Here is a 26,487-nt window from a genome sequence, read left to right as displayed (position 1 = left end):
CGCCGGCTCGATACCTGCCCCGAGGACACCGGGGTACGGGCGTCTCGGTCAGCGTCGCCGTACGGACAGGACGGCCAGGATCCCGACGGTGAGCCAGCCCGCGACCGCCGCCACGAGGCCGCCCCAGCCGGCGTGGCCGTACAGCGCGGCGCCCGCCGCTCCCCCGGCACTGCTGCCGAGGTAGTAGCAGGCGTTGTAGAGCCCGCCCGCCTGCCCACGGCCCGCCGCCGGTGCCTCGGCGGCGGCCCACCCGCCCGCGACCGAGTGCGCGGTGAAGAATCCCAGCGTGAGCACCACGAAGCCGGCAGCCACCAGCGGAACCGAATCCGGCAGTGTCAGTACTGCGCCGGCGATCGTCAGCATCAGCCCCGCGCACGCCGACGGCACGCGCCCGAATCGCGCCACCAGCCGTCCCGCCCTGCTCGAGGCGACCGCCCCACCCGCGTAGGCCAGGAACACCAGCGAGGCGGCCGCCGGGTGCAGACCGAGATCACCGGTGAGCCGGAATCCGGCGACGTTGTACAGCGCGACGAACGAGCCCATCGCGACCGTGGCGACGACGTACTGGGCGAGCAGCACGCGGTCCGAGGCCGCTGCGACGAGTCCGCGTCCCACGTCGGCGAACGTCGGACGCGCGGTGCGGGCCGGCAGGCCGGGCAGGGTCGCCGCGGTGATCAGCGCACACACCAGGCCGATCCCGCCGACGACGGCCAGCGCCCCGTTCCAGCCGAGCGCGTCCGTGGTGAAGCCGACGCTGAGCCGTCCGGACAGCCCGCCGAGCGTGTTTCCCGCGATCATCGCCCCGACGGCACCGGCCACGCCTGCGGCGCCGAGGCGTTCGGCCAGATAGGCGGCCGCCACCCCCGGGAATCCGGCGATGGCCACGCCCTGCACCCCGCGCATCAGCAGCAGCGCCTCGAACGACGGCGCGAGCGGCAGCAGCAGTCCCAGTACGGCCGAGGCCAGCACCGACGCGACGATCACGGGTTTGCGCCCGACGATCTCCGACAGCACGGCCAGGGGCAGCACGGCGACGGCCAGAGCGCCGGTCGCCACGCTGATCGCCAGCGACGCACCACCCGGATCGAGCGCGTAGTGCTCGGCGAGCTGGGGCAACAGCGGCTGCGGCGCGTACAGCAGCGCGAACGAACACAGCCCGGCCGTGGTCACCGCCAGCCTCACGCGACGGACCGGGACCGCAGCAGCGGCGGCCACCGGCACGGATCCGACCGGCTCGGACGAACGAACGGACATGGTTTCCGACGCTAAGAATCCACAGACCGATACGTCTAATGCAGAACTGATGGATAATCGATTCAATGATGGATGAGTACGAGGATCTGCGGGTCACCGCGGAGCTGGCACCGCACGTGGCGCTGCTGCGGGTGCTCAAGGTCACCGGAAACCTCACCCGCGCGGCCGCCGAACTGGGCGTGCCGCAACCCACGGCGAGCAGGAGGCTGGCCACGCTGACGGACCTGCTGGGCACCCCGGTGACCGAACCGGACGGCCGCGGCATCCGCCTCACCCGCGCGGGCGTGCTGCTCGCCGACGCCGCCGAACGCGCGCAGGCCGAACTGGCCCACGGCGTGCGCAGGCTGCGCGAGGAGGTCGACCCCGAACGCGGGCACATCGCGCTCGGCTTTCTGCACCTGCTCGGCCGATCGCTCGTACCCGGTCTGCTGAGCGAATTCCGCCGCGACCGGCCGCACATCCGGTTCACGCTGGTCCAGGGATCGCGGCAGGACATCGTCGGCAGGCTCGGCTCCGGCGAGCTCGACCTCGCGCTCGTCGCGCCGGTCGCCGACGGGCCCGGCCTCGGCTCGCTGCCGCTGACCGAGCAGGAGCTCTTCGTCGCCGTACCGCAGGGTCACCGGCTCGCCGGCAACGCGCACGTCCGCCTCGGTGAACTCGAACGCGAGGTGTTCGTGATGCTCGAGCACGGCTACGGCCTACGGCAGATCACCGATGACCTGTGCGCGCAGGCGGGATTCGCCCCGGTGGTGGCGTTCGAAGGCCAGGAGTCGGAGACGGTGCGCGGCCTGGTCGCAGCGGGTATGGGCGTGGCGCTGCTGCCGAAGTTCGAGCCCGGCACGCCTGCGGGCGTCGTCGAGGTGCCGCTGCGCCCGCGGGTGAGCAGGACCGTCGGATTCTCCTGGCACGGCGACCGGCCGTTGCCGCCCGCGGTGGCCGCGTTCCGCGATCACGTACGCGCCCGCGCGCCGCTCCCGCCCGCACCCACCTCGGCAGACGGCACGGGCACGGGATCCGCCCGGTAATAGCCCGCTCGGCAGTAGCCCCTCAGTAACAGCCGTAGCGGCAAGTAGCCGCCCGGTAATTGCCGCTCAGCGACAGCTCCTCAGCGACAGCTCCTCAGCGACAGCTCCTCAGTGACAGCTCCTCAGCAGTAGGACGCGGCGAGCTCGACGAGCGTGCGGGCACCGAAACCGGTGCCGCCGGACGTCACCTCGTCGTAGGTCTTCTCGGCCCGCGCGGGGCCCGCGATGTCCAGGTGTGCCCACGGCAGCCCGCCCGTGAACTCGCGCAGGAACAGCGCCGCCGTCACCCCGCCGGGCCCGGGGGCTGCCTGCTTGACGTCCGCGATCTCGCTGCGCACGTCGCCCATGTGGTCCTCGAGCAGCGGCATCCGCCACCACTGTTCGCCCGCACGGTCCCCAGCGGCGCACACGCTCTCCGCGAGCGCGTCGTCGGTGGCGAACACGCCTCCGGTGCGCAGCCCGAGCGCGACCTTCATCGCGCCGGTGAGCGTCGCGGCGTCGACGACGGCGTCGGGACGGAACCGCTGGATGCCGTAGCCGAGCGCGTCGGCGAGCACCATGCGGCCCTCGGCGTCGGTGTTGCCGACCTCGCTGGTGCGGCCGCCGAAGTGGCGGACGATGTCACCGGGCCGGTAGGCCGAACCGGACACGTGGTTCTCCGCGGCGGGCACGAGCGCCGTGACCTTCACGGGCAGGCGCAGCGCCGCGATCGCGCGCACGGCGGCGATGACGGCACCACCCGCGGCCATGTCGGTGCGCATCAGGTGCATACCCGCGGCGGGCTTGATGGAGATGCCACCGGTGTCGAACGTGATGCCCTTGCCGACCAGCAGCAGGTGCGACGTCGCACCGCGCGGCCGGTAGGCGAGCTCGATCAGCCGCGGCGGGCTGGCCGATCCGCCGCCGACGGCGAGCATGCCGCCGAACGCCTGCTCCGCGAGCCACGTCTCGTCACGGACGGTCGCGGTCAGGCCCCGGGTCTGCTCGGCGACCCGGGCGGCCACCTCGGCCAGCCACTCGGGAGTCTTGATGTTGGAGGGAGCGTTGGCCAGGTCACGCGCCAGCGCGGACGCCGCGGCGATCTCACGGGCACGGGCGACGGCGGCGGTCAGCTCCTCGTCGAGGTCACCGTCGAACCGCACCGCAGTGACGGCAGGCTTCGGCTTCTCCCCGGTCACGCGGAAGCGGTAGCCACCCAGCACGAGGCCCGTCGTGAACGCGGCGACCTGCTCGGCGTCGGCACCGTCGGGCAGCCGCACCGCCACGTGGGACGGCACCCGCCTGCCCGCGTCGGACTCGGTCTCGGCGAACGCGTTGGCCGCCCGCACCAGCGCCGCCCCCGCCGACCGGTACCGGGCGGGTTCACCGTCGCCGACACCGACGAACCAGGTCGGCACAGGTGAGTCCGCACTCGCGGAGTGCACGCTCGCGGAGTTCGCGCTCGAGGTCGTGGCGCTCGAGGTCGTGGCATTCGGGGACTTGGCATTCGAGGACTTGGCGCCCGAGGCCTTCGCGCCCGGGGATGTGGCCTTCGAGGACTTGCCCTTCGAGGACGTCGCGCCGAGTGCCGTGACGGGAACGTCGACGATCTCGCTCGCCTTGCCCGTGGCCTGCAGCTCCGCCGCCAACTCGGCGTGCGGCGATCCGGCCCCGGCCAGGGCGTCGGGACCGGCGTGGACGACGGCGAGCCGCTCCCCTCGGCGGGCGGCACCGCCCGTCTCCACCTCGACGATCGGACTCGGTACGGGCGGCAGGACGGCACGCGCCATGTGTGGGACCCTCCAGGCACAAGAAGATCGGCCGGCCGGGCTCGTCCGCCCGACCGGCAGTGGGGACAACGGGGACGGTTGACTAGCTCGTGGCCTCCTGAAGGGCGGCGCCGAGGTCCTTGGCCTCCTCGGCCGTCAGCTCGACGACGAGGCGCCCGCCGCCTTCCAGCGGTACACGCATCACGAGGCCCCGTCCCTCCTTAGCAACCTCGAGGGGACCATCTCCGGTCCGGGGCTTCATGGCCGCCATAGCGTGCTCCCTCCATCTTCAGCCAGCACCCGGCTCGCGTTCGCGTCATGCTCCGGGTCAAGCACCTCACCACCATTGTCCCCCATCAGCAGTTGGCGGCGAACGCCGGACCGATCTTAGCCCCGGAGCATAGGCGCTGGTATGCGCTTCACAGGACTGACAGACTCGCGGCCGAGACAACGATTCGGAGGGCTTTCCCGTGACGACAGACGACGTCCTGCAGGTGACCGACAGTGGCGACCCCGGTGTGCGGACGCTGACGCTCAACCGCCCCGAGGCCTACAACGCGCTGACGGTCGAGCTGAAGGAGCGCCTGCTGACCGCGCTGCGCGAGGCAGCGGCCGACGACGGGGTACGGGCCGTCGTACTCACCGGGGCGGGCAAGGCGTTCTGCGCAGGCCAGGACCTGAAGGAACACGTCGGCCTGCTGCAGTCGGGCGACGACGCACCGCTGCGCACGGTCGCCGACCACTACACCCCGATCATCGAGGCGATCACCGGCATGGCCAAGCCCGTGATCGCCGGGGTGAACGGGCCCGCCGCCGGTGCGGGTGCAGCGCTGGCGTACGCGTCGGATCTGCGGATCGTCGCGGGGTCGGCGAACTTCCTGATGGCGTTCGCGAACGTCGGACTCGGCCCCGACAGCGGCGCCTCGTGGACGCTGCAGCGCCTCGTCGGGTACGGGCGCGCGATGGAACTGATGATGCTCGCGCGCACGGTCGACGCCACGGAGGCGTTGCGCATCGGCCTGGTCGGCGAGGTCGTGGCCGACGACGAGCTGGCCGCCCGGGTCCACGAGGCCGCCCTGAAACTGGCAGCCGGCCCGACGGTCGCCTACGCCAAGATCAAGTCGACTCTCGCAACGGCCGCCGAGGGCACGCTCGCCGACGCGCTGGCCGCCGAGGACGCGGCGCAGACCGTGCTCGGCGGCACCGCCGACCACACCGAGGCGGTCGACGCGTTCGTCAACAAGCGCAAGCCGGTCTTCACCGGCAAGTAGTACCGGCAGCGCCAGGGGCCGTGTTGCGGATTCCAGGGGCCGTGTTGCGGATTCCAGGGGCCGTGTTGCGCGTCCCCGGTCTACACCGGGGACGCGCACCGGTCACGTCCGTCGGCGGTGCGGGCCGCCGGTCACCCGACGCGGTGACAGCCCGCGACGTGGTCGTCGACCATGCCGGTGGCCTGCATCATCGCGTAGCAGGTCGTCGGCCCGACGAACGTGAATCCGCGCTTCTTCAGTGTCTTGGCCATCGCCGTGGACTCGGGCGTCACCGCGGGCACGTCGGCCATCGTCGCCGGGCGGTCGTGCCGGTCCGGGGCGAACGACCACAGCAGCTCGTCCAGCGGGGTGTCCAGCTCGGCGATCGCGCGAGCGTTACCGATCGTGGCCCGGACCTTCGCGCGGTTGCGGACGATGCGGGCGTCGGCGAGCAGCCGCGCCACGTCGTCATCGGTGAACGCCGCGACGGCCCGCGGCTCGAACCCGGCGAACGCGCTGCGGAACGCCTCCCGTTTGCGCAGGATCGTCAGCCACGACAGGCCGGACTGGAACGCCTCGAGCGACAGCCGTTCGAACAGCGCCGTCTCGCCGCGCAGCGGGACGCCCCATTCGGTGTCGTGGTACTCGGCGTAATCGGGGGCGGTGTTGCCCCACGAACAGCGGACCACCCCGTCCGGTCCGGTCAGCCCCTCGCCACCGGCCACGATCTCCCCGGCCCCGTCCGTGCTCACTGCGACCCCCTGTCCGTGCGCGGCTCCGCACCGGTGGCCTGCTCCGCACCGATGGCCTGCTCCGCCCCGGTACTCTGCTCCGCCCCGGCGCTCTGTCCCACGCCCGGTCCCACGCCCGCGGCCTGCCCGGTGCGTGCGGACCGCGCGTCGAGTTCGGTCTCCAGTTCGGCGATCCGCGCGCGCAGGCCGTCGATCTCACCGCCGAGCCGTGCGATCACCCAGTCCACCTCGGACATCTTATAGCCACGGGCCGTGAGCTGGAACTTCACCGCCGTCACGTCGTCACCCGCGAGGTCCCCGGCGGGCAGCCTCGTCGGCGAACCGCCCGGTGCCAACGGCGCGAGTTCCTCGCCACGGCCGAACACGAGCGCCGAGAGCAGGAACACGACCGCCGCCACAAGCAGCATGACGAGCAGGTAGATGAGCGCGGTGGTCACGGGTCGATCGTGGCACAGTCGCCGCGTCGATCGCGCGGACCTCACCATCGTCTTGCCGCGTCGTGCGATGCTGGAGGGGTGCTGCACCTGCTGATCCGCCGCGGAGTCGCCCCTCTGGCCAGGACGTTGTGGCGACCGGACGTCTACGGCGCCGAGAACGTGCCGCTCGACGGTCCGGTGATCTTCGCGTCCAACCACCGTTCGGCCGTCGACACGGCCGTGATCCCGTTCGTCGCACCACGTCCCGTGGCGTTCCTCGGCAAGGCCGAGTACTTCGAAGGCACGAGCCCGAAGGACCGGCTGCGCGCATCGTTCCTGTCGGCGTTGGGATACGTCCCCGTGGAACGCGGCAACGCCGCCGCCGGACTCGCCGCGCTCGGCGCGGCACAGAAGGTGCTCGATTCCGGCGGCGCGTTCGGTATCTACCCGGAGGGCACGCGATCGCTGGACGGCAAGCTGCACCGCGGGCACACCGGCGTCGCCGCGTTGACGCTCGCGACCCGCGCGCCGGTCGTACCGGTCGCCCTGTCCGGCACCGAGAACCTGCTGCCGATCGACAAGAAGATCCCGCGGCCGGTGAAGGTCACGGTGCGGTTCGGCGAGCCGCTCGACTTCACCCGCTACGACGGCCTTGCCGCGTCCCCGCCGATCCGGCGCGCCGTCACCGACGAGATCATGTACTCGATCCTCGAGCTCTCGGGCCAGGAGTACGTCGACGCCTATCACAAACGCCCCGAGAGCGACGCCGCCTGATCCGGTCCGTCCGGACCAGTCCGCCGGGACCGGTGCCGGGGCCGGGTTCGGCGCGGCCCGGCCCACAGCGAGCCGGCCCTGCCCGACGCGATGCGCCGCTCGGTCGCGACGAGGTCAGCCGCGACGAGGTCAGCCGGGGTCGGTCGCGTAGATCATGCGTTTGCCGTAGTGCTCGGCGACGGTCCACATCTGCCCGAGGTTCCGCCCGCCGGTGCCGTCCTCCCAGTGCGACAGGTCCTCCGGGCCGATCGACGCGCGGTGCGTCGTCTCGGCGGTCAGCTTCTCGGTCGCGGGGTCGACGGCCGGTGTGACGTGCAATGCGCCGTTGCGCACGTCGCCGTCGCTCTGGCTCAGATACCACCGGCCGTGGAACCGGGATGCGCCCTGCACGTTGCCGGCCAGCTTCTCGCCGGAACCGCCGGGCAGCAGGTGCGCCGCATCGGCCTGCCAACGATGGTCGGGATCGATGATCAGCTCACCGTCGGAGTCGACGGTGTCGGCGATCGGCCACGCCGCGACCCTGCCGATGCCGTCGCCGCTGCAGTACTCGCCCGCCAGCACGTGGTCGAGGCCGCTGCGGTCCAGACCCGCGTACGAGAACTTCATCGCCTCGGCCGACGGCGTGCACCGGCCGTCCTTGCCCGCGGTCACGGTCCAGGAGCCGACCTGCGGCATGACGTACCGGTAGCCGTGTCCGTAGTAGACGCCGTAGCGGCGGCCGATGCGGTCCGAATCGCCGGTCGTACCGTTGTCGGCAGCGGCGAGGTCGTAGATGTGGCGCATGTCGAACACGCGGAAACCCCGGTCGGTGTCGGCGACGTAGAGGTAGTTGCCGTACCAGACGATGCCGCCGCCGTGCAGCGACGTGCCGTCGGCGGTCTGCGAGGTCTTCACCGCCTCGTACGTCGGATTGCCGTAGCTGTTGATCTTCGGGTAGGCGAGCAGCACGTGCCGGTACCTGCCGGTGTCGGTGTCGACGAACGACACCCGGACGCCCTTCTCGAGATCGTCCTGGCCGTCGTCGACGCCGTCCTTCTTGCTGCTGTCGTACCAGGAAACGAGCACCGGCTGGGTCTCGCCCCAGTGCTTGTCGTCCTGCGCATCGGCCACCGTGCTGACACCCTGCGGATACCACAGCCGCGTGTCGTCGTCACCGTCGTTGAAGCAGATGCTGCGGGCCAGGCCGTCGATGCCGTCGCCTGCGGCCGCACCGTTGCACCCGCCCGACGACACGGCACCCGCACGGTTGGCATCGGCCAGCAGGCGCGTGACGCCGACGTTCGGCAGCTCACCGTCCAGCTGCGACACCCGGTCACCGAGAGCACCGCCGAGGCTGTTGGGGCGGAGCTCGAAGTTGGCGAGGGCCAGTGGATCGGCTGCAGAATCGGCCGTGACCGCAGGTTCGACCGCAGCCACCGGTTCGACCGCAGCCACAGGTTCGACCGTGACCGCAGAATCGACCGCAGCCGCAGGAGCGACCGTCGTCGCCAGCAGGCCGGCGACCGCAGCCACGGTGGCCAGGCCCCGCATCCGAGTGCGCATTCGACGTTCCCTTCGCCTGCACAACAGTGTCCGAAGGAAACGGTAGAGCGCCGCACGCCTGCGCGCGTCTGACTTTCGGTGGTTTCGCCCCTACACGTCCCACTTGTCGATGACGACATCACCGTGCTGCGCGAACGCCTCGAGCAGTCGCTCCGGATCGGAGTCGAGCCGCACCAGCTCCCGGCTCGGCAGGTTCAGGAACCCGGAATCAACCATGTGGTCGAGGAATTCGCCGAGCTTGGCGTAGTAGCCGGCCACGTCGACGATGCCGAGAGGTTTGGCGTGCAGGCCGAGCTGGGCCCACGTCCAGATCTCGAACAGCTCCTCGAGCGTGCCGATGCCGCCGGGCAGCGCGAGGAACGCGTCCGCCAGCGAGGCCATCGTGGCCTTCCGCTCGTGCATGTCCTCGACGATCTTCAACTCGGTGACGCCGTGGTGGGCCACCTCGGCGCGCACGAGATGCTCCGGGATCACGCCGATGACCTCGCCGCCCGCCTCGAGCGCCGCGTCGGCCACCGCGCCCATCAAGCCGACGTTGCCGCCGCCGTAGACGATGTCGAAACCCCGGCCTGCCAACAGTTTGCCCAGCGAGACGGCCGCCTCGGTGTACACCGGGTCGCCTCCGGCCGACGAGCCGCAGAAAACGCAGATCCGCCGCAGCACTAGTGCGTGTCCTCCCAGGCCTGGTACGACTCCTGAACGACCGCCACCGCGTCGTCGACGTCGTCGGTGAGGTACAGCAGATCGGCGTCGGACGCGCCGATCTTGCCGTCGGTGAGCACGGTATCGCGGATCCAGTTGTACAACCCGCCCCAGTACTCGCTGCCGAACAGCACCACCGGGAACTTCGTGACCTTCTTGGTCTGCACGAGCGTGAGTGCCTCGAACAGCTCGTCCAGCGTGCCGAAGCCACCGGGCAGGCAGATGAACGCCTGCGAGTACTTGATGAACATCGTCTTGCGGGCGAAGAAGTACCGGAAGTTCACGCCCAGGTCGACCCACGGATTCAGGCCCTGCTCGAACGGCAGCTCGATGCCGAGCCCGATCGACAGGCCGCCCGCCTCGGACGCGCCACGGTTGACGGCCTCCATCGCGCCGGGGCCGCCGCCGGTGATCGCGGCGAAACCGGATCGCGCCAGCTTCGCGCCGATCTCGGCACCGGCGACGCACTCGGCCGAGTCGCGTTCCGTGCGCGCCGAGCCGAACACGGTCACGGCACGCGGCACCTCGGCCAGCGCACCGAAGCCCTCCACGAACTCCGCCTGGATCCGCAGCACGCGCCACGGGTCGGTGTGCACCCAGTCGCTCGGCCCGCGGGAATCGAGCAGGCGCTGGTCTGTCGTCGAGCCGGGGCCGGCCTTCTGCTCGCGTCGCAGCACGATCGGCCCACGGAACGCTTCGGACGGGTAGTCGTTCTCGCCCGGGTCACCGGGGTTGTTCACGGCGTCGGTCACACCGCAAAGCCTACGAGGCTGCCCGTGGGCGCTCCGGTTCGGGCGGCCACGGCACGACCCCGTTTCGGCAGGCCGCCTCGGACCTCCGGCCGGCTGCCGGTCGGTCGCCGGTCGGCCGCCGGCCGGTCGCCGGTCAGCTGCCGGTGAGGAACCGCCGCAGCACGTCGGCGTGCCGCGTGATGTCGGCGACCGCGACCTGCTCGGCCTGCGTGTGCGCGAACGTCGGGTCACCGGGGCCGAAGTTGACCGCGGGCATGCCCAGCGCGGAGAACCGGGCGACGTCGGTCCAGCCGAGCTTGGCGGTCGCCGCGGTGCCCGCCGCCGCGACGAGCTCGGCCGCCGCCGGCTCCGACAGCCCGGGCCGCGCGCTCGGTGAGACGTCGACGACCGTCACCTCGTAGCCCTCGAACACCTCGCGCAGGTGCGCCTCGGCCTCCTCGGCGGTGCGATCCGGGGCGAACCGGTGGTTGACACCCAGCACCGCGCCGTCCGGCACCACGTTGCCCGCCACGCCGCCGCCGACCCGCACGGCCTGCAGGCCCTCGCGGTAGGTCAGCCCGTCGATGTCGACCACCCGTGGTTCGTACCGTTCGAGCCTGCGCAACGGTTCGCCGAGCGCGTGGATCGCGTTGACGCCCATCCACGCACGCGCCGTGTGCGCCCGCGCGCCCGAGGTCGTCACGTCGATGCGCATCGTGCCCTGGCAACCCGCCTCGATCGCCGCGTTCGACGGCTCCCCCACGATCGCGAGGTCTCCGCGCAACCACTCGGGTGCCTCCCGCTGGATGCGGCCGAGACCGTTGCGGCTGGCGTCGATCTCCTCACAGTCGTAGAAGACGAACGTGATGTCGCGCTCCGGCTCGGGCAGCGTCGCCGCGAGGTGCAGGAACACCGCGTCGCCGCCCTTCATGTCGACCGTGCCGAGGCCGTACATCGTCGCGCCGTCGTCGCTGCGGCTGCTGGGCAGGTTCGCGTTCTCCGGCACCGTGTCGAGGTGGCCCGCCAGCACGACCCGCGACGGCCTGCCGAGATTCGTCCTGGCCAGCACGGCGTCGCCGCTGCGGACGACCTCGAGGTGCGGCGCCTGGCTGCGCAGCGCCGCCTCGACCGCGTCCGCGATCGTCTGCTCGTGGGTGGACTCGGACGGGATGTCCACCAGCGCGGCGGTCAGGTCGACGGGGTCGGCGTGCAGATCGAGCGTGGCCATGCCGAGCACACTAGCCGTGCGCCGCCGGCGAACCGGGGTCCGGTGGCGGTGCTGCGGGCGGGCGCACGCGCCCCGGAACCCGCAACACGCTCCCCCGAACCCGCAACACGGCCCCCGGAATCCGCAACACGGGCCGGGTGGCGGGCGGCACGGGTGCCGACGGTCACATGCGGGCGATGCGTACGGTGAACGCGTGCGTATCCGGACATTGCTCGTGGTCGTGGCAGGCGTGCTCGTGGTGCTGACGTCGGCGTGCTCGCGCGAGGCCGGTCCGATGCCGAGCGGCGGCGGCGAGGACCCCGGACCCGCGGCACTGGCGACGAAACTGCGGGCCCTGACCCAGGACGTGTGCTACCGCTCGCCCGCCGACATCGAACCGACGGCGTGCGAGAAGTACGTCACCCAGCTGGGCAGTATCCCGGGTTCGGCGCGGGACTTCGCGCAAGGCCAGTACGGCCGCGACGACCGCCCGCGGCTGATCGAGGCGGCCGACACCCTCGAGGAGGGATTGTCGTCGTACAACAACGGGCAGTGCGGACGCAGCGCGGACGGCAGCGGTGACGACGACGAGTGCACGCAGACGCTGCAGGACATCGCCGGCGCCCTCGACGACGTGCAGACCGGGGTACAGCAGCTGCCCCAGGTGTCCGGGCAGGGCGGCTGACGTGCGGGTTACCGTTACGGCGTGAGTGAGCAGACCCCTGATCCCGAAACGACCGGCGCGAGCGGCGTCGGCCTGGCCACCGTCACGGCGTCCGGCACGGTGCTGGACACCTGGTTCCCGCACCCGCGGCTGACCGAGCCCGCCGCCGAGTCCGGCACCGTGCGGCTGTCGGCCGAGGAGGCCGCGGAGTCGCTCGGCCCCGAGGTCACCTCGCTGCTGGGCACGGACGACGCCCGTGGCGTCGAGGTCGTGGCCGTGCGCACCGCGGCGGCGACCCTCGCGACGGCGCCCGCCGACGGGCACGACGTCTACCTGCGCCTGCACCTGCTCTCCCACCGGCTCGTGCAGCCGCACGGGCTGAGCCTGGACGGGCAGTTCGGCTTCCTGCAAAACATCGTGTGGACCAACCACGGGCCGTGCCCCGTGGAGGGCTTCGAGGCGACGCGCATGCGCCTGCGCGCCCGGGCACCGGTGACCGTCTACAGCGTCGACAAGTTCCCGCGCATGGTCGACTACGTGACGCCCAGCGGCGTGCGGATCGGCGACGCCGACCGCGTGCGCCTCGGGGCGCACCTGGCCAGCGGCACGACCGTCATGCACGAGGGTTTCGTGAACTTCAACGCGGGCACGCTGGGCGCGTCGATGGTCGAAGGCCGCATCTCGGCCGGCGTCGTCGTGGGAGACGGCTCCGACATCGGCGGCGGCGCGTCGATCATGGGCACGCTGTCCGGCGGCGGCAAGGAGATCATCTCCCTCGGTGAGCGCTGCTTGCTGGGCGCGAACGGCGGCGTCGGCATCTCGCTCGGTGACGATTCGGTGGTCGAGGCGGGCCTGTACGTCACGGCGGGCACGAAGGTGCTGGTCGACGGCAAAGCCGTGAAGGCCGGTGAGCTGTCGGGCATCTCGAACGTACTGTTCCGGCGCAACTCGGCCACCGGCGCCGTGGAGGTCGTCCCGCGCCAGGGCACGGGCATCGAGCTCAACGAGGCCCTGCACGCCAACGACTGACCGATACCTGCCACGAGAAACGCCGCCGGGCTCGCGGGCCCGGCGGCGTTTCTCGTGCGCGTGTCCTGCGCTCAGCCGCGCGTGTTGTCGGCCGTGTTGCACCACACGAACCCCGGAACCCGCAACACGGGCCCCTGGATCCGCAACACGGACTCCGGAAAGCGCAACACGGTGGTTGCCGGTTACTCCGACAGGCGTTTCGCGGCGGCGGCGACGCGTTCGTCGGTGGCGGTCAGGGCGACGCGGACGTGGGATCCGCCGCCGGGGCCGTAGAACGTGCCGGGGGCGACGAGGATGCCGCGTTCGGCGAGCCAGGCGACGGTGTCGTCGGCGGACTCGTCGCGCGTGGCCCAGAGGTACAGCCCCGCCTCGGAATGATCGATACGGAAGCCCGCACCGGCCAGCGCCTCCCGCAGCAGCTCACGGCGCGCGGTGTAGAACTCGCGCTGCCGGTCCAGCGGGGAGTCGTCGGCGAGCGCCACGCGCATGGCTTCCTGCACGGGACGCGGCACGATCATCCCCGCGTGCTTGCGAACGGCCAGGAGGTCGGCGATCAGCGCGGGGTCGCCGGTGAGGAACCCGGCGCGGTAGCTCGCGAGGTTGGCCGATTTCGACAGCGAGTGCACCGCGAGCAGCCCCTCGTGGCTACCGCCGCACACATCGGGGTGCAGGATCGACACGGGTTCGGCGTCCCAGCCGAGCGCGAGGTAGCACTCGTCGGAGACGACCACGACGCCGCGCTCGCGGGCCCAGTCGACGACCTTGCGCAGGTGGTCGACACCCAGCACGCGGCCGGTGGGGTTCGACGGCGAGTTGAGCCAGACCATCGCGGGCGTCTCGGGCCCGAGTGCGGTCAGGCTGTCGGCGCGACGGGCCGTCGCGCCGGCGATCAGCGCCCCGACCTCGTACGTCGGGTACGCGAGTTCCGGGATGACGACAGCGTCGCCTGCGCCCGCGCCCAGCAGCATCGGCAGCCACGCGACCAGTTCCTTCGAACCGATCGTGGGCAGCACGGCATCCGGCTGGAGGCCGGTGACACCGTGCCTGCGGCGCAGTGCCTCAACGGCGGCCTCCCGCAGCTCCGGCGTGCCGTGCGTGGCCGGATAGCCGGGGATGTCCGACACCGACGCCAGCGCATCCCGGACGGCCTCGGGCACCGGGTCCACCGGTGTGCCGACCGAGAGGTCGACGATCCCGTCCGGGTGCGCCTTCGCCCGTGCGGTGTGCCCGGCCAGCGAGTCCCAGGGGAAGCCGGGCAGCTGGAGCCGGGTCATTCGCCCTGCGGGGGCAGGTCCTTGATCCACTGCGGGTCGTGCGAGGCCTTGCCGACCTTGGCCGCCCCGCCCGGCGAGCCGATCTCGTCGAAGAAGTCCACGTTCGCCTTGGTGTAGTTGACCCACTCCTCCGGAACGTCGTCCTCGTAGTAGATCGCTTCCACCGGGCACACCGGCTCGCAGGCTCCGCAGTCGACGCACTCATCGGGGTGGATGTAGAGCATCCGGTCACCCTCGTAGATGCAGTCGACGGGGCATTCGTCGATGCATGACTTGTCGAGCACGTCGACGCAGGGCTCGGCGATAACGTAGGTCACTGCGCTCTCCTGCTGTTGCTGTATTCCTCTGGCCGGTCGGCCGGTCCGCACGGTGGCGGACGCCTTCGGACATTACGTGGTGTCGGCAGGCATCCTAAGACCAGGCCACCCTTATCCGGGGCCGACGGAGACGTGACGAACAACGCTCACGGGCGCCGGTTACGTCCGGTACTGCGGCGGTCGCCGGTGATCACGAACCGTGGTCGTTGCTGCTCGTCACCCACGGCACCGTCACTCGCGGCACCGTCACTCGCGGCACCGTGGTCACCGTCGTTCTCCTCGTCGCCGGGCCCCGTCCCGTCGGGACCCGTGCCGGTGCCGGGGGCGGCGGTCTTCCGCTCCCCGAGTGCGCGGTTGAAGCTGTCGGAGATCTCCTGCGCGAGGTCGGCGTTGTGACGGTCGTCCCTGCGCGAGATATTCATGCGTCTCCTCTCGCCGGTTCCCGGTACCCATCGTAGGCGTGATGACTGCGATGCGAATCGAACACGCCTGTGCCGACGCCTGGCCCGCCGTCGTCGACGAGCAGCTCGGCGAGTGGCGGCTGCGGGCTGCGGGCGACTTCACCGGGCGGGCCAATGGGGCACCTCCCGCCAATGAGGGCGTAGCCGGCGGGGGAAGTGCGCTGGCCGTCGGCGACCCCGGCAGGGAGCTGCCCGCCGCCCTCACTGCGGTCTGTGACTTCTCCCACCACCATGCCATCCCGCCGATGCTGCAGACGGTGCAGCACGGGCCACGACGGAACGCGCGCGGCGGTGCGGGGAGCTGTCGCCGACGGCCTGCTGTTCGTCGCCCGGCTCGCCGTGCACCCGGCGTACCGTAGGCAGGGCCTGGCGAGGGCGCTGATGGCCGCGATCGGCGCGTGGGGCGAGCGCCACGGCGCCGCGGCGTGCGTGCTCCAGGTCGCCGCCGACAACGCCGCCGCGCTGGCCCTGTACGCACGGCTCGGTTTCCGCGAACACCACCACTATCGCTACTGGGCGCCGTGCGAGGATCGAACGCGGTAAGGACGGACGAGGGGTCGGGCGAAGACGAAAGAGGCAGGGTCGTGAAGGTCGTGGTCGTGGTCGGCGGAGTGGGCGGAGCCCGCTTCCTCCTGGGGGTCAAAGCCGCACTGGGGCTGCCGCCGACGGGAGCACCGGACGCCGGGTCGGAACACGAGGTCACGGCGCTGGTCAACACCGGCGACGACGTGTGGATGCACGGCCTGCGGGTCTGCCCCGACCTCGACACCTGCATGTACACGCTCGGCGGTGGCATCGACACGGAACGCGGCTGGGGTCAGACCGACGAGACGTGGTCGGTGATGACCGAACTCCAGGCCTACAACGCGGACCCGACGTGGTTCTCGCTCGGCGACAAGGACGTCGCCACACACCTGATTCGTTCCCGGATGATCCGTGCGGGCTATCCGCTGTCGGCGGTCACCGAGGCGCTGTGCAACCGCTGGCAACCGGGCGTGCGACTGCTGCCGATGTCGGACGACCGGGTGGAGACGCACGTCGTCGTCGACGATCCCGAGGACGAGACGAAGCGGAAGGCGATCCACTTCCAGGAGTGGTGGGTGCGGCACCGGGCCGAACTGCAGGCGCATTCGATCGTGCCGGTCGGCGCGGAGGAGGCGGCTCCGGCGCCGGGCACGCTGGAGGCGATCGCCGAGGCGGACGCGGTGCTGTTCGCGCCGTCCAACCCCGTCGTGTCGATCGGGTCGGTGCTGTCCGTGCCCGGCATCCGCGAGGCACTGCGCAAGACCGAGGCGGGCGTCGTCGGCGTGTCGCCGATCATCGGCGGCAAGGTACTGCGCGGGATGGGCGACGCGTGCCTGTCCGCGATCGGCGTGGAGACCTCCGCCGAGGCCGTGGGCGCCCACTACGGCTCACGGCAGACCTCCGACGAGGGCCTGCTCGACGGCTGGCTGGTGCACTCGGGCGAGCGCGTGGACGTTCCGGGCGTCGCGGTGCGCGCCGTGCCGATCATGATGTCCGATGTGGACGCCACGGCGCAGATGGCACGGGACGCCCTGGAACTGGCCGGAGTGCAGGTTGGCTGACCACGCGGGAGGGCGCGTCGAGGTCCTGCCCGTCGAGGGCCTGCCGGAGTTCCGCCCGGGCGACGACCTCACGGGCGCGATCGCCTCGGCCGCACGGTGGCTGCGTTCCGGCGACGTCGTGGTGGTCACGAGCAAGATCGTGTCCAAAGCGGAGGGACGACTGATCCGGGTTCCGTCCGATCCGGACGAACGCGACGCCGCCCGGCGCGAGCTGATCGACGCCGAGTCCGAAGGCGTGCTGGCGCAGATCGGGCGGACCCTGATCACCCGCAACCGCAACGGGATCGTGCAGGCCGCCGCGGGCGTCGACGCGTCCAATGTGAACCGCGACGAGATCGCACTGCTGCCCTACGACCCCGACGCCTCGGCGCTGGCGCTGCGGCGCGGCCTGCGCGAGCGCCTCGGCGTCGAGGTCGCCGTACTGGTCACCGACACGATGGGCCGCGCGTGGCGCAACGGCCAGACCGACGAGACGATCGGCGCCTCCGGCCTGAGCGTGCTGCACGCCTACGAGGGCAAGGTCGACGACCACGGCAACGAGCTGGCGGTCACGGAGATCGCGGTGGCCGACGAGATCGCCTCGGCCGCCGACCTGGTCAAGGGCAAGCTCGGCGGCCTCCCGGTTGCCGTGGTGCGCGGCCTGGAGATCGGCGACGAGGAGTCGACGGCACGGGATCTGGTGCGGTCGGCCGATTACGACCTGTTCCGGCTCGGCACGGACGAGTCGATCGCCCAAGGCAGGCGCGAGGCGGTGCTGACGCGGCGATCGGTGCGCGAGTTCACCGGTGACGCCGTGGATCCCGAGGTGCTGCGCCGGGCCGTCGGCGCAGCACTCACGGCACCCGCGCCGCACCACACCCGCCCGGTCCGGTTCGTCCGGCTGCGCGACCCCGGCACGCGGACGAAGCTGCTCGAGGCGATGCGCGAGGCGTGGCGAGACGACCTGACAGCGGACGGCTTCACGGCGGAGCAGATCGAGAAACGCCTGCGCCGCGGCGACATCCTCGTTGACGCGCCCGAGGTGATCGTGCCGTTCCTGGTGCCGGACGGCGCACACACCTACCCCGACGAGCGGCGCAATGCCTGCGAGAACACGATGTTCACCGTCGCCGGGGGCGCGGCCGTGCAGGCGCTGCTGGTCGCGCTGGCCGCCGAAGGGCTCGGCTCGTGCTGGATCGGCTCGACCATCTTCGCGGCCGACATCGTGCGCGCGAGCCTCGGACTCGACGCGTCGTGGCGGCCGCTCGGCGCCGTCGCCGTCGGCCATCCGGCCGAGCCCCTCGCGCCGCGCCCGCCCCGTGACGTCGACGACGGATTCCTGGAGCTGTAGATGGCCGCCCTGCACGCTGCCGCCACGTCCACTCTGGACGGCTGGAAGCCCGACACGGCCGCACAGGAATCGCTGCGGCAGGCCTACCTCGGTTTCCTCGCCGCCCGCCCGGACGCGTGTGCGCGCTCGTGCGAGGCGGGCCACCTCACGGCGTCGGCGATCGTGCTGGACTCCACGGGCGGGCACGTGCTGCTCACGTTGCATCCGCGGGTCGGCCGGTGGCTGCAGCTCGGCGGGCACTGCGAACCCGAGGACACGTCGCTGACCGCGGCGGCGCTGCGCGAGGCCGCCGAGGAGTCGGGCCTGTCCGGGCTGACGATCGACGACGACCCGCTGCGGCTCGACGTCCACCCGATCACCTGCTCGCTCGGCGTGCCCACGCGGCACTTCGACGTGCAGTTCCTCGTGCGCGCGCCCGCGGGTGCCGAGCCGGTGGCCAGCGACGAGTCCGACGACCTGCGCTGGTGGCCGGCACACGCGCTGCCGCCCGGCACCGAGGACCTGACCGAACTCGTGGCGGCCGCGCTCGACAGGGCGTGAGGACTGTGCGCACGTCACCACGAGCCTGCGAAGGTTTCCCGCGATGAGTGAGACGGAGCCGCTGGTCGGCGTCGACCCGGAGTCGAAGGTGCCGCCGTTCGAACAGATCCGCTCCGGGCTGGCCGAGCAGATCAACGACGGCGCGTTGGCCGTCGGCACGAAGCTGCCGACCGTGCGCAAGCTCGCCGCGGACCTCGGCATCGCACCCAACACGATCGCGCGCGCCTACCGGGAGCTCGAGGAAGCCGGGCTGATCGAGACGAAGGGCCGTTCAGGCACGTTCGTGGCAGCCACCGGCGACCGCACACGGATCCGGGCCCGCGACGCCGCCCGGCAGTACGCCGACACGGCACGCAAACTCGGCCTGAGCGAGGACGAGGCCCTCGCCATCGTCACCGCCGCCCTCCGCTCCCACTGACGCCCGAGCGCCCGTGTTGCAGATTCCAGGGCCCGTGTTGCGGGCTCCGGGGCCTGTGTTGCAGATTCCAGGGCCCGTGTTGCGGGCTCCAGGGGCCGTGTTGCGGGCTCCGGGGGCCGTGTTGCGAACTCCGGGGGCCGAATCGCGGGCACGGCGGCGGAGGCAGGACCGGTGTGTCAGCCGCCGACGAGGTAGTCCGTGTCGCGGGCGTCGGTGATCGCCATGTGCCCGGGTGCGTGACCGATCGCCAGCGGCGGCTTCGACCGCATCACGGCGGCCTGCGGCGTCACTCCGCACGCCCAGAACACGGGAACCTCGCCGGGTTCGATGCGCACCGGATCGCCGAAATCGGGCCGGGTGAGGTCGTCGATCCCGAGGAGCTCGGGGCGTCCGATGTGGACCGGCGCGCCGTGCACGCTCGGGTGACGCGCCGTCACCCGGATCGCGTCCTCGACCCGGTCGGCCGGGATCGGGCGCATCGACACGACCAGCGGCCCCGCCATGCGGCCCGCCGGGCGGCACGCGACCGACGTGGTGTACATCGGCACGTTGCCGCCGTCCTCGAGGTGCCGCACCGGCACGCCGGCCGTCAGCAGCGCGGCCTCGAACGTGAAGCTGCAGCCGATGAGGAACGTGATCAGGTCGGCGCGCCACAGGTCGACGACGTCGGTGCGGTCACCGGCGAGCTCGCCGCGGTCGTAGACCCGGTACGCGGGCAGGTCGCGCCGCAGGTCGCCGTCGAAGATCGGCAGCGACACCGCACCGGGTTCGGTGACGCCGAGTACCGGGCACGCCTGCGGGTTGCGCTGCGCGAAGCGGAGGAAGTCCTCGGCGAACTCCTGCGGCAGTGAGATCAGGTTGGCCTGCGTCCATCCCGGACAGTGTCCCGCCGTGGGAGTCCGCAGTCCGCCGCGGTAGGCGGCCCGTGCCTCGCGCGGATCGGTGAACACGGCCGGTGTGCCGGATCCGGTCATGACGACCTCCCGGAACTCGGCGTCCCGGAACTCGGCGCCCCGGATCGGTGCGGGCCGGTCCGGGCCGGAGCGGCGGGCGCGGGCCTCCCGGGCGCGCGGACCGGGGCGAAGCGCACGCGCATCCCGGGGCGCAGTTGGGCCGCAGCGTCCACATCGGAGGCGACGAGAACGGCGATCACCGGATAGCCACCGGTGACGGGATGGTCGGCGAGGAACAGCGTCGGCTTTCCCGACGGCGGCACCTGCAGCGCCCCCGCCACCATGCCTTCGCTCGGCAGTTCTCCCACGCTCGCGCGGCCCAGCTCCGGGCCGTCGAGCCGCACGCCGACGCGGTCGCATTCGGACGTCACCGTGTAGGGCTCGGTCAGCAACGCATGCAGGGCACGGGAGCTGAACCAGTCGTCGCGGGGACCGGTCACGACGCGCAGGGTCACCTCGTCGGCGGCGATCGGTCTCCCCGGGGCGCCGTCAACGACGGGGAAGTGCGCAGGCGGCGGGCCGACGGGCAGTACGTCGCCCGCCCGCAGCAGTTGCGGGCCGAGGCCGGACAGCAGGTCGGTCGATCGCGATCCGAGTACGGCCGGCACGACCAGTCCGCCGCGCACGGCGAGGTAACTGCGCAGGCCACGGACGGGAGCCGCGAGACGGATCTCCGCTCCGGCGGGAAGGCGCAGCACGCTGTTCGGCGCCGCGCCACGGCCGTCGACGGTGACCGGGCACGGCGCCCCGGTCACGGCGATCGTCACCGGAGTTCGCGTGCGGGCCGCAAACCCGCCGAAGGTGACCTCGACGCACGCCGCGTCCTCCTCGTTGCCCACGAGCCGGTTCGCCAAGCGCAGCGATCCGCGGTCCGCCGCGCCGGAGGCACCGACACCGATACCCGCGTTGCCCGGCCTGCCCAGGTCCTGCACCGTCGCCAGCGGCCCCGGTGCGAGCACGTCGAGATCCGTCACGAGCCGCCTCCGGCCGTCCGGTCCGGTCCCGGTTCCCCGCGTTCCGCGGCCTCGGGTTCCGTGCCCTCGAATCCTGTGGCCTCGGGTTCCGTGGCCTCGAATCCTGTGGCCTCGGGTCCTGCGGCCTCGACGAACCGCACCCGCACGCCCGGACGCAGCAGTGCGGGCGGGTCCCGGTCGACGTCCCAGGTCACCAGGTCGGTGCGGCCGATGAGCTGCCAGCCGCCGGGCGAGGCACGCGGATAGACCCCGCTGAACGTGCCGGCCAGCGCGACCGAACCGGTCGGCACCCGCGTGCGCGATTCGCCGCGCCGCGGCACCTCCAGTCGCGGCGACCCGCCCGTCAGATAGCCGAACCCGGGGGCGAACCCGCCGAACGCGACCGTCCACTCGCAGCCGGTGTGCTCGGCGATCACGTCGCGTTCGGACAGTCCGGTGTGGTGGGCGACGTCGGCGAGGTCCGGCCCGTCGTAGACGACCGGGATCTCCACCAGCTCGCCCTCGGACCGCGCCACCGCCACGGGGTTCGCCTCCCGGACGGCCCGTTCCACGGCGACGGCGCCGGTGCGGGCCGGGTCGAATCGCAGCAGCAGCGTCCGGGCGGCGGGAACGAGGTCCACGACGCCGGCCGGGCGGTCGGCGTCGAGCGCCGCGTGCAGGGCCAGGACGTCGTCGAGCCCGGCCGATTCGACGAGCAGCCCCGTGTCCCCGCACGGCAGCACCCGCAGCGTGGTCGTGTCCATCGGCACCTCCCTCGTCCTCGCGCCGTCAGCCCCACAGGTCCGCGATACCGCTGAGTGAATTCCACCCGAGGTAGAGCGTCAACAGCCAGGCCGCCACGCCGATCACGAGCAGCCAGCGCGGATACCGGTACCCGCCGAGCAGGTCGCTGCGCCGCGCCGCCACCCACATCAGCACGCCGAACCCGACGGGTAGGATCAGCCCGTTGAGCGCGCCCGCGAGGATCAGCAGCGTCGTCGGTGCCTGGTCGAGCAGGACGAACCCCACCGCGGAGACGACGACGAACCCCGCGACGAGCCAGTTCTGCCGCTGTTTCAGCGCGGGTGAGAACGACACGAGGAACGACACCGAGGTGTAGGACGCACCGATCACCGACGTGATGCCCGCTGCCCACAGCACCATGCCGAACAGGCGCATGCCGACCTCACCCGCCGCGTGGCCGAACGCCTCGGCGGTCGGGTTTCCGCCGGTCAGCGCCGCTCCGCCGGCGACGACACCGAGGATCGCCAGGAACAGCACCACCCGCATGACACCCGTGACCAGCAGCGCCGTCACCGAGCTGCGGGACACGCGCGCGACCTCGTCGGGGCCGCTGACGCCCGAGTCGATGAGCCGGTGGGCGCCCGCGTACGTGATATAGCCGCCGACGGTCCCGCCGATCAGCGTGGTGATCACCAGGACGTCGATCGTGTCGGGCACGACCGCCTGCGTCATGGCCTCGCCCACCGGCGGGGACGAGACGATCGCGACGTACGTCGTCAGCGCGATCATCACGAAGCCCAGCACGACGACGAGCCGGTCCATCGCGACACCGGCGCGCTTGCTCAGGAAGACCGCGATCGCGATGGCCGCGGAGATCGTGCCGCCGATCTTCACGTCGAGTCCGAACAGCGCGTCCAGGCCGAGCGACGTGCCGGCGATGTTGCCGATGTTGAACACGAGCCCGCCGAGGACGACGAGCACCGCCATCAGATAGCCGACGCCGGGCAGCACCCGGTTGCCGAGTTCCTGCGCACGCAGGCCCGAGATGCCGATGACGCGCCAGACGTTCAGCTGCACCGCGATGTCGACGAGGATCGACAGGAGGATCGCGAAGGCGAACGCCGCGCCGAGCCGGGCGGTGAACTCGGTGGTCTGCGTGATGAATCCGGGACCGATGGCGCTCGTGGCCATCAGGAAGATCGCACCGGCGAGGGCGCCGCGCTTGGTGGAGCCCGCCAGCGCGCCCGTGCCGGTCTTCGCTCCGTCGGTCTTCGCATCACCGGTCTTCGCGCCACCGGCACCTCCGCCGGTGCTGTCTCCACCGGTCCTCACCTCGCCGGTGTCGCCGCCGGTGCCGGCTCCGCCGGTGGTGCGGTCGCCGTTGTCGCCGACGTCGTTGCGGTCGGCGCCACTGCCCGCGGTCTCGGCCATATCGGTCTCCCGGGTCGATGGGGTTTCGCAAGACCGTAGCCAGTTGTTCAACAATCCGACAAGGGGGCAATCCGATTGCTACACTTCGAGAGCCCGACGACACGGAGGTCGACACCACCGATGGCCAGCCCCAGCGCATCCGGCCAGGCCGACGCCGAACCCTGGTCCGACCTACTCGCGGGTAACCGCTCGCTGCTCGACCGAACCAGTACGGCCGAGCGGGTCGCCGATGCGCTGCGGCAGTGGATCATCGACGGACGACTGCTCCCGGGAACCCAGCTCTCGGAGCACAGCGCGGGTAAGGCACTCGGGGTGTCACGCAACACGCTGCGTGAAGCGTTTCGCCTGCTGGTGCACGAACGACTGCTGGTGCACGAGTTTCACCGAGGCGTGTTCGTCCGGATGCTCGACGCCGACGACGTGACCGATCTGTACCGCACGCGGCGGCTACTCGAACCGGGTGCGATCCGGGCGGCGTCGGACGTGCCGCCGGAGCGGCTGGCGGCGATCGAAGCGGCGATCACGTCCGCCGAGCAAGCCGCCGCCGAGGAACGCTGGCTGGACGTCGGCACCGCGAACATGCGCTTCCACCAGGCGATCACGGCACTCGCCGGCAGCCCGCGGGCCGACGAGATCATGCAGCAGCTCACGGCGGAACTGCGACTGGCGTTCCACGCCACACCGGCACTGCGCCGGTTCCACGAGCCGTACATCGAGCTGAACCGCGGCATCGCGCGCCTGCTGGCCGACGGCGACCTCGACGCCGCAGCCCGCACCCTCGACGACTACCTCACCACGGCCCAGCACCAACTCCTCGACGCCTTCCCCTGACCCACACCCTCCCCGGCGTGTTGCGTTCTCCGGGGGCCGTGTTGCGTTCACCGGGGCGCGTGTTGCGTTCTCCGGGGGCCGTGTTGCGTTTCCCGGGGGGGGGGCGCGTGTTGCGTTCGGCCGCGCGTGTTCTGCGTTCGGCACGCGCCGTGGGTTCCTGCCCTTCACCCGAGTCCACGCACTTTCGCTGCGGTGATCGTCAACTCGCCGTACGGTAACGAACTGCGCTCAGGATCCGTACGACTGGCGGAAATCCGACCGGGCACCGGCCGCGGTGCAGAGTGCGAGCGTCCGGGTGCGGGCCCCGTGGACGACGGCAACCCGTGCCGATGCATCGCAGAGGGGCCGGCCGGGTGGCGACCGGCGCAACACGGCTCCGCAAACACAGTCGCGCGCCAGCGCGTCCCCGAGGGGTGTTGGCCGGGCGACGCGCGGTGCCGAGTGCAGGACACGCGGGGTCAGATGGCGCGGTGGTCGCGGATCGGGTGGCGGGGGCCGTAGCGCGGGCGCGTGTGGCCCGCCGCCTCGAGGTAGCGCACCGCGCGGTGGCGGTGCGGCGCGTACGGGGCGAGCACCTCGTGCATACCGGCGTCGTCGAGTTCGCGGCCGAGCAGGGCATGGCCGACGACCGAGGGGACATGGAAATCGCCGAAGCTGACCGCGTCGGCATCGCCCCACGCGCGCTGGGCCACCTCGGCCGCGGTCCACACGCCGATGCCCGGTACCGTCCGCAACAGCTTCCTGCCCTCCGCGCCGCCCAGCGACGCAGCGCGTTCCAGCCGGCGGGCCACCGTCGCCGCGGCCCGCAACGCCCGCCTGCGCGAGGAATCCACACCAGCCCGATGCCAGTTCCAATCCACAATGGACAACACGGCCGCGGGTGTCGGCGGTACGTGCATCCCCTCCGGTGCCGGGCCGGGGGCGGGCTCACCGAACCGCCGGCACAGTTCCCGCCACGACCGGTGCGCCTCGTACCCGGTCACCTTCTGTTCCAGCACCGCGGGCACGAGCACGTCCCACACCCGCCGCGTCGCGCCCAGTCGCAGCCGCGGCAGGTTCCGCCGCGCCCTCGCGACCGCCTCGTGGTGCGCCACGAACCCGGAGTCATCGTCGTCGGCGCCCAGCAGTGCGGGCAGTCCGTCGAGGACCGCCTCGGCACCGTCTCCCCACGCGGTTCCGAGGACGTCCACTCCGGACCGCGACACCCGCAGCGTGGCGGACCCCTCCGCGGTGTTCGCCGTCAGCCAGAATCCGCCGTCATGCCGCACACACGGATCGGCGTGACCACGCCGCAGCGGCGCCAGCACGGCATCGAGGTCGACATCGAATCCGGGTCGTAGGCGGCGTTCACGCATCGCTCGAGAACCGGATCGCGCCCGCAGGCAGCTCCACCTTGGGCCACACGCGCGCCCCGTCGAGGAGTTCGCACCCTGCGCCGACACTCGCGCCGTCACCGAGTGTCACACCGCGCAACACCGCACCCTCGCCCACGCGCGAGTCCGCACCGAGCACGGACCGCTCCACCATGGCTCCCGCCTCGACCACCGCGCCGTCGAACAGGACCGACGCCTCGACCCGCGCACCGGCGCCCACAACGGAGTCCGCACCCAACGTCGACCCGCCCGCGACCTCGGCGTCGGCTGCCACGGACGCACCCGCCAGCCGGAGCGCGTCACCCGTCGGCCCCGCCAGCGCCGACGTCGGCGCCACACCGCGCACCAGGTCCGCACTCCCCCGCACGAACGTCTCCGGTGTGCCGACGTCGAGCCAGTACGAGTCGTCGACGAACCCGTGCACGTGCGCGCCCGCCTCGAGCAGTCCGGGGAACGTCTCGCGCTCCACCGACACCCGCCTGCCCTCCGGGATCCCGCCGACGACCTCGCGCCGGAACACGTAACACCCGGCGTTGACCTGGTCGGTCGGCGGATTCTGCGTCTTCTCGAGGAACCCCGTCACGCGGCCCTCGGCGTCGGTGGGGACGGAACCGAACCGGCTGGGGTCGGCCACCCGCTGCAGGTGCAGGGTGACGTCGGCGCCCGCGGTGCGGTGCGTACCGATGAGCGCGCCGATGTCCGTACCGGAGAGGATGTCGCCGTTGAAGATCACCACGTCGTCGGCGCGGAGCCGGTCGTAGACGTTGCGGATCGCGCCGCCGGTGTCGAGCGGTTCGTCCTCGACGACGTACTCGAGCTCGAGGCCGAGTGCGCTGCCGTCGCCGAAGTGCTCCTCGAACACCTCGGCCTGATACGACGTGCCGAGCACCACATGTGTGATCCCCGCCGCGCGGATCCGCGACAGCAGGTGCAACAGGAACGGCACGCCCGCCGTCGGCAGCATCGGTTTCGGCGCGGAGAGGGTCAGCGGGCGCAACCTGGTGCCTTTACCGCCGACGAGCACCACGGCGTCGACCGTACCGCCTCCGGACGAGGACCCCATTCGAGTGTGCACCTACCCTTTCTCGTGGCCCGCCGGCGACAAACCGGGGGAAACGCTGACGGTATCGAACCGGAGGGCCTACCCTAGTGGCAGAATCCGGCGGCCCTTCCACCGAGAGG

At 71.9% G+C, this 26,487-nt stretch carries 28 protein-coding genes and 2 pseudogenes; 12 read left to right on the top strand and 18 right to left on the bottom strand.

Translation table 11 applies throughout. The features are described 5' to 3' along the window. Positions 1-48 precede the first annotated feature (48 nt). Positions 49-1,182, bottom strand: a complete 1,134-nt coding sequence (locus tag LY41_RS21355; protein ID WP_253866151.1) for an MFS transporter — start codon at positions 1,180-1,182, stop codon at positions 49-51. Between the two features lie 137 nt (positions 1,183-1,319). On the opposite strand from LY41_RS21355, the gene LY41_RS21350 reads away from it, so the two are divergent. Then, positions 1,320-2,279, top strand: coding sequence for a LysR family transcriptional regulator (locus LY41_RS21350; protein WP_253865988.1), 960 nt, complete (start codon positions 1,320-1,322; stop codon positions 2,277-2,279). Positions 2,280-2,401: 122 nt separating this feature from the next. On the opposite strand, the gene LY41_RS21345 is transcribed toward LY41_RS21350, so the two are convergent. After that, positions 2,402-4,048: a leucyl aminopeptidase family protein gene (locus LY41_RS21345; RefSeq protein ID WP_253865986.1), complete on the bottom strand. Its 1,647-nt coding sequence runs from the start codon at positions 4,046-4,048 to the stop codon at positions 2,402-2,404. 82 nt (positions 4,049-4,130) lie between these two features. Continuing rightward, positions 4,131-4,298, bottom strand: coding sequence for a DUF3117 domain-containing protein (locus LY41_RS21340; protein WP_048807468.1), 168 nt, complete (start codon positions 4,296-4,298; stop codon positions 4,131-4,133). Between the two features lie 199 nt (positions 4,299-4,497). On the opposite strand from LY41_RS21340, the gene LY41_RS21335 reads away from it, so the two are divergent. Further along, entirely contained in the window at positions 4,498-5,298 is an 801-nt protein-coding gene (locus LY41_RS21335) for an enoyl-CoA hydratase-related protein (RefSeq protein WP_253865984.1), read from the top strand. Positions 5,299-5,429: 131 nt separating this feature from the next. On the opposite strand, the gene LY41_RS21330 is transcribed toward LY41_RS21335, so the two are convergent. Beyond that, on the bottom strand, positions 5,430-6,029 hold the full coding sequence (locus tag LY41_RS21330; protein ID WP_308292290.1) for a DNA-3-methyladenine glycosylase I: 600 nt from the start codon (positions 6,027-6,029) through the stop codon (positions 5,430-5,432). A 152-nt stretch (positions 6,030-6,181) separates the two neighbouring features. Beyond that, a pseudogene (locus tag LY41_RS21325) lies at positions 6,182-6,466 on the bottom strand (DivIVA domain-containing protein); the annotation flags it as partial. A 78-nt stretch (positions 6,467-6,544) separates the two neighbouring features. On the opposite strand from LY41_RS21325, the gene LY41_RS21320 reads away from it, so the two are divergent. Then, on the top strand, positions 6,545-7,219 hold the full coding sequence (locus tag LY41_RS21320; RefSeq protein ID WP_253865982.1) for a lysophospholipid acyltransferase family protein: 675 nt from the start codon (positions 6,545-6,547) through the stop codon (positions 7,217-7,219). 129 nt (positions 7,220-7,348) lie between these two features. On the opposite strand, the gene LY41_RS21315 is transcribed toward LY41_RS21320, so the two are convergent. From LY41_RS21315 to dapE, 4 genes are all read right to left on the bottom strand, one after another. Continuing rightward, positions 7,349-8,761 carry a hypothetical protein gene (locus LY41_RS21315; protein ID WP_253865981.1) on the bottom strand — a complete coding sequence of 471 codons (1,413 nt, stop codon included), beginning with the start codon at positions 8,759-8,761 and terminating at the stop codon, positions 7,349-7,351. Between the two features lie 90 nt (positions 8,762-8,851). Further along, complete coding sequence (locus LY41_RS21310; protein WP_253866148.1) at positions 8,852-9,421, bottom strand: LOG family protein; 570 nt, start codon at positions 9,419-9,421, stop codon at positions 8,852-8,854. Between the two features lie 2 nt (positions 9,422-9,423). Then, positions 9,424-10,203, bottom strand: a complete 780-nt coding sequence (locus LY41_RS21305) for an LOG family protein (RefSeq protein ID WP_253866146.1) — start codon at positions 10,201-10,203, stop codon at positions 9,424-9,426. 145 nt (positions 10,204-10,348) lie between these two features. Beyond that, the gene (gene dapE, locus LY41_RS21300) at positions 10,349-11,422 is read right to left on the bottom strand and encodes a succinyl-diaminopimelate desuccinylase (RefSeq protein ID WP_253865979.1); all 1,074 of its coding nucleotides are present in this window, start codon (positions 11,420-11,422) and stop codon (positions 10,349-10,351) included. Positions 11,423-11,615: 193 nt separating this feature from the next. Between dapE and LY41_RS21295 the strand changes: the two genes are divergently transcribed. Then, positions 11,616-12,086: a hypothetical protein gene (locus LY41_RS21295; RefSeq protein WP_253865978.1), complete on the top strand. Its 471-nt coding sequence runs from the start codon at positions 11,616-11,618 to the stop codon at positions 12,084-12,086. Between the two features lie 21 nt (positions 12,087-12,107). Beyond that, a complete protein-coding gene (dapD, locus tag LY41_RS21290; RefSeq protein ID WP_253865977.1) occupies positions 12,108-13,094 on the top strand; it encodes a 2,3,4,5-tetrahydropyridine-2,6-dicarboxylate N-succinyltransferase in 987 nt (328 codons plus the stop codon). A 182-nt stretch (positions 13,095-13,276) separates the two neighbouring features. Here the strand turns inward: dapD and dapC are convergent, their stop codons facing one another. From dapC to LY41_RS21275, 3 genes are all read right to left on the bottom strand, one after another. Beyond that, entirely contained in the window at positions 13,277-14,368 is a 1,092-nt protein-coding gene (gene dapC, locus LY41_RS21285) for a succinyldiaminopimelate transaminase (protein ID WP_253865976.1), read from the bottom strand. Then, the gene (gene fdxA / locus LY41_RS21280) at positions 14,365-14,685 is read right to left on the bottom strand and encodes a ferredoxin (protein ID WP_253865975.1); all 321 of its coding nucleotides are present in this window, start codon (positions 14,683-14,685) and stop codon (positions 14,365-14,367) included. Before fdxA ends, dapC begins: the two co-directional genes overlap by 4 nt. 146 nt (positions 14,686-14,831) lie before the next feature. Continuing rightward, a complete protein-coding gene (locus LY41_RS21275; protein ID WP_253865974.1) occupies positions 14,832-15,107 on the bottom strand; it encodes a hypothetical protein in 276 nt (91 codons plus the stop codon). A 41-nt stretch (positions 15,108-15,148) separates the two neighbouring features. Between LY41_RS21275 and LY41_RS24200 the strand changes: the two genes are divergently transcribed. Genes LY41_RS24200 through LY41_RS21250 form a run of 6 tightly spaced genes read left to right on the top strand, consistent with a single transcriptional unit; the run spans position 15,149 to position 19,020 of the window. Further along, positions 15,149-15,505: a GNAT family N-acetyltransferase, cg3035/Rv0428c family gene (locus LY41_RS24200; protein ID WP_443678875.1), complete on the top strand. Its 357-nt coding sequence runs from the start codon at positions 15,149-15,151 to the stop codon at positions 15,503-15,505. Further along, a complete protein-coding gene (locus LY41_RS24135; protein ID WP_372493332.1) occupies positions 15,438-15,689 on the top strand; it encodes a GNAT family N-acetyltransferase in 252 nt (83 codons plus the stop codon). The genes LY41_RS24200 and LY41_RS24135 overlap by 68 nt, the downstream gene beginning before the upstream one ends. A gap of 41 nt (positions 15,690-15,730) precedes the next feature. Next, positions 15,731-16,732, top strand: a complete 1,002-nt coding sequence (gene cofD, locus LY41_RS21265) for a 2-phospho-L-lactate transferase (RefSeq protein ID WP_253865973.1) — start codon at positions 15,731-15,733, stop codon at positions 16,730-16,732. After that, positions 16,725-18,062: a coenzyme F420-0:L-glutamate ligase gene (locus LY41_RS21260; RefSeq protein WP_253865972.1), complete on the top strand. Its 1,338-nt coding sequence runs from the start codon at positions 16,725-16,727 to the stop codon at positions 18,060-18,062. Before cofD ends, LY41_RS21260 begins: the two co-directional genes overlap by 8 nt. Next, the gene (locus LY41_RS21255; RefSeq protein WP_253865970.1) at positions 18,063-18,602 is read left to right on the top strand and encodes an NUDIX hydrolase; all 540 of its coding nucleotides are present in this window, start codon (positions 18,063-18,065) and stop codon (positions 18,600-18,602) included. It abuts the gene before it with no gap. Between the two features lie 43 nt (positions 18,603-18,645). After that, entirely contained in the window at positions 18,646-19,020 is a 375-nt protein-coding gene (locus tag LY41_RS21250; protein WP_253865968.1) for a GntR family transcriptional regulator, read from the top strand. A gap of 176 nt (positions 19,021-19,196) precedes the next feature. Here LY41_RS21250 and LY41_RS21245 read toward each other — a convergent pair whose 3' ends face one another. The 4 genes and pseudogenes from LY41_RS21245 to LY41_RS21230 all read right to left on the bottom strand — a co-directional run bounded on the left by LY41_RS21245 (position 19,197) and on the right by LY41_RS21230 (position 23,101). Then, positions 19,197-19,994 (bottom strand): putative hydro-lyase, encoded by a 798-nt coding sequence (locus LY41_RS21245; RefSeq protein ID WP_253865966.1) that lies wholly within the window; start codon positions 19,992-19,994, stop codon positions 19,197-19,199. Beyond that, on the bottom strand, positions 19,991-20,947 hold the full coding sequence (locus LY41_RS21240) for a 5-oxoprolinase subunit C family protein (RefSeq protein ID WP_253865964.1): 957 nt from the start codon (positions 20,945-20,947) through the stop codon (positions 19,991-19,993). Before LY41_RS21240 ends, LY41_RS21245 begins: the two co-directional genes overlap by 4 nt. A 125-nt stretch (positions 20,948-21,072) precedes the next feature. Next, a pseudogene (gene pxpB / locus LY41_RS21235) lies at positions 21,073-21,675 on the bottom strand (5-oxoprolinase subunit PxpB); the annotation flags it as partial. Between the two features lie 40 nt (positions 21,676-21,715). Continuing rightward, positions 21,716-23,101: an NRAMP family divalent metal transporter gene (locus LY41_RS21230; RefSeq protein WP_253865962.1), complete on the bottom strand. Its 1,386-nt coding sequence runs from the start codon at positions 23,099-23,101 to the stop codon at positions 21,716-21,718. A 120-nt stretch (positions 23,102-23,221) separates the two neighbouring features. Here LY41_RS21230 and LY41_RS21225 point away from each other — a divergent pair, with 120 nt between their 5' ends. After that, positions 23,222-23,932 (top strand): GntR family transcriptional regulator, encoded by a 711-nt coding sequence (locus LY41_RS21225; protein WP_253865960.1) that lies wholly within the window; start codon positions 23,222-23,224, stop codon positions 23,930-23,932. Between the two features lie 458 nt (positions 23,933-24,390). Here the strand turns inward: LY41_RS21225 and LY41_RS21220 are convergent, their stop codons facing one another. Both LY41_RS21220 and manB read right to left on the bottom strand, forming a co-directional pair. Further along, positions 24,391-25,287, bottom strand: a complete 897-nt coding sequence (locus LY41_RS21220; protein ID WP_253865959.1) for a DNA-3-methyladenine glycosylase family protein — start codon at positions 25,285-25,287, stop codon at positions 24,391-24,393. After that, positions 25,280-26,368 (bottom strand): mannose-1-phosphate guanylyltransferase, encoded by a 1,089-nt coding sequence (gene manB, locus LY41_RS21215; RefSeq protein ID WP_253865957.1) that lies wholly within the window; start codon positions 26,366-26,368, stop codon positions 25,280-25,282. Before manB ends, LY41_RS21220 begins: the two co-directional genes overlap by 8 nt. Between the last annotated feature and the right edge of the window lie 119 nt (positions 26,369-26,487).

It is taken from the genome of Prauserella halophila (genome assembly GCF_024171895.1).
GTDB classification, from domain to species: Bacteria; Actinomycetota; Actinomycetes; order Mycobacteriales; family Pseudonocardiaceae; genus Prauserella; species Prauserella halophila.
The sequence above is the reverse complement of the archived record's forward strand: the minus strand, read 5'-3'. Positions and strand labels throughout refer to the sequence as shown.

Coding starts and splice junctions, on each gene's coding strand:
- LY41_RS21350 (WP_253865988.1), top strand. CDS start 1,320: ATGATGGATGAGTACGAGGATCTGCGGGTCACCGCGGAGCTGGCACCG.
- LY41_RS21345 (WP_253865986.1), bottom strand. CDS start 4,048: ATGGCGCGTGCCGTCCTGCCGCCCGTACCGAGTCCGATCGTCGAGGTG.
- LY41_RS21340 (WP_048807468.1), bottom strand. CDS start 4,298: ATGGCGGCCATGAAGCCCCGGACCGGAGATGGTCCCCTCGAGGTTGCT.
- LY41_RS21315 (WP_253865981.1), bottom strand. CDS start 8,761: ATGCGCACTCGGATGCGGGGCCTGGCCACCGTGGCTGCGGTCGCCGGC.
- dapE (WP_253865979.1), bottom strand. CDS start 11,422: ATGGCCACGCTCGATCTGCACGCCGACCCCGTCGACCTGACCGCCGCG.
- dapC (WP_253865976.1), bottom strand. CDS start 14,368: ATGACCCGGCTCCAGCTGCCCGGCTTCCCCTGGGACTCGCTGGCCGGG.
- LY41_RS21275 (WP_253865974.1), bottom strand. CDS start 15,107: ATGAATATCTCGCGCAGGGACGACCGTCACAACGCCGACCTCGCGCAG.
- LY41_RS24200 (WP_443678875.1), top strand. CDS start 15,149: ATGACTGCGATGCGAATCGAACACGCCTGTGCCGACGCCTGGCCCGCC.
- LY41_RS21255 (WP_253865970.1), top strand. CDS start 18,063: ATGGCCGCCCTGCACGCTGCCGCCACGTCCACTCTGGACGGCTGGAAG.
- LY41_RS21250 (WP_253865968.1), top strand. CDS start 18,646: ATGAGTGAGACGGAGCCGCTGGTCGGCGTCGACCCGGAGTCGAAGGTG.
- LY41_RS21245 (WP_253865966.1), bottom strand. CDS start 19,994: ATGACCGGATCCGGCACACCGGCCGTGTTCACCGATCCGCGCGAGGCA.
- LY41_RS21230 (WP_253865962.1), bottom strand. CDS start 23,101: ATGGCCGAGACCGCGGGCAGTGGCGCCGACCGCAACGACGTCGGCGAC.
- LY41_RS21225 (WP_253865960.1), top strand. CDS start 23,222: ATGGCCAGCCCCAGCGCATCCGGCCAGGCCGACGCCGAACCCTGGTCC.
- LY41_RS21220 (WP_253865959.1), bottom strand. CDS start 25,287: ATGCGTGAACGCCGCCTACGACCCGGATTCGATGTCGACCTCGATGCC.
- manB (WP_253865957.1), bottom strand. CDS start 26,368: ATGGGGTCCTCGTCCGGAGGCGGTACGGTCGACGCCGTGGTGCTCGTC.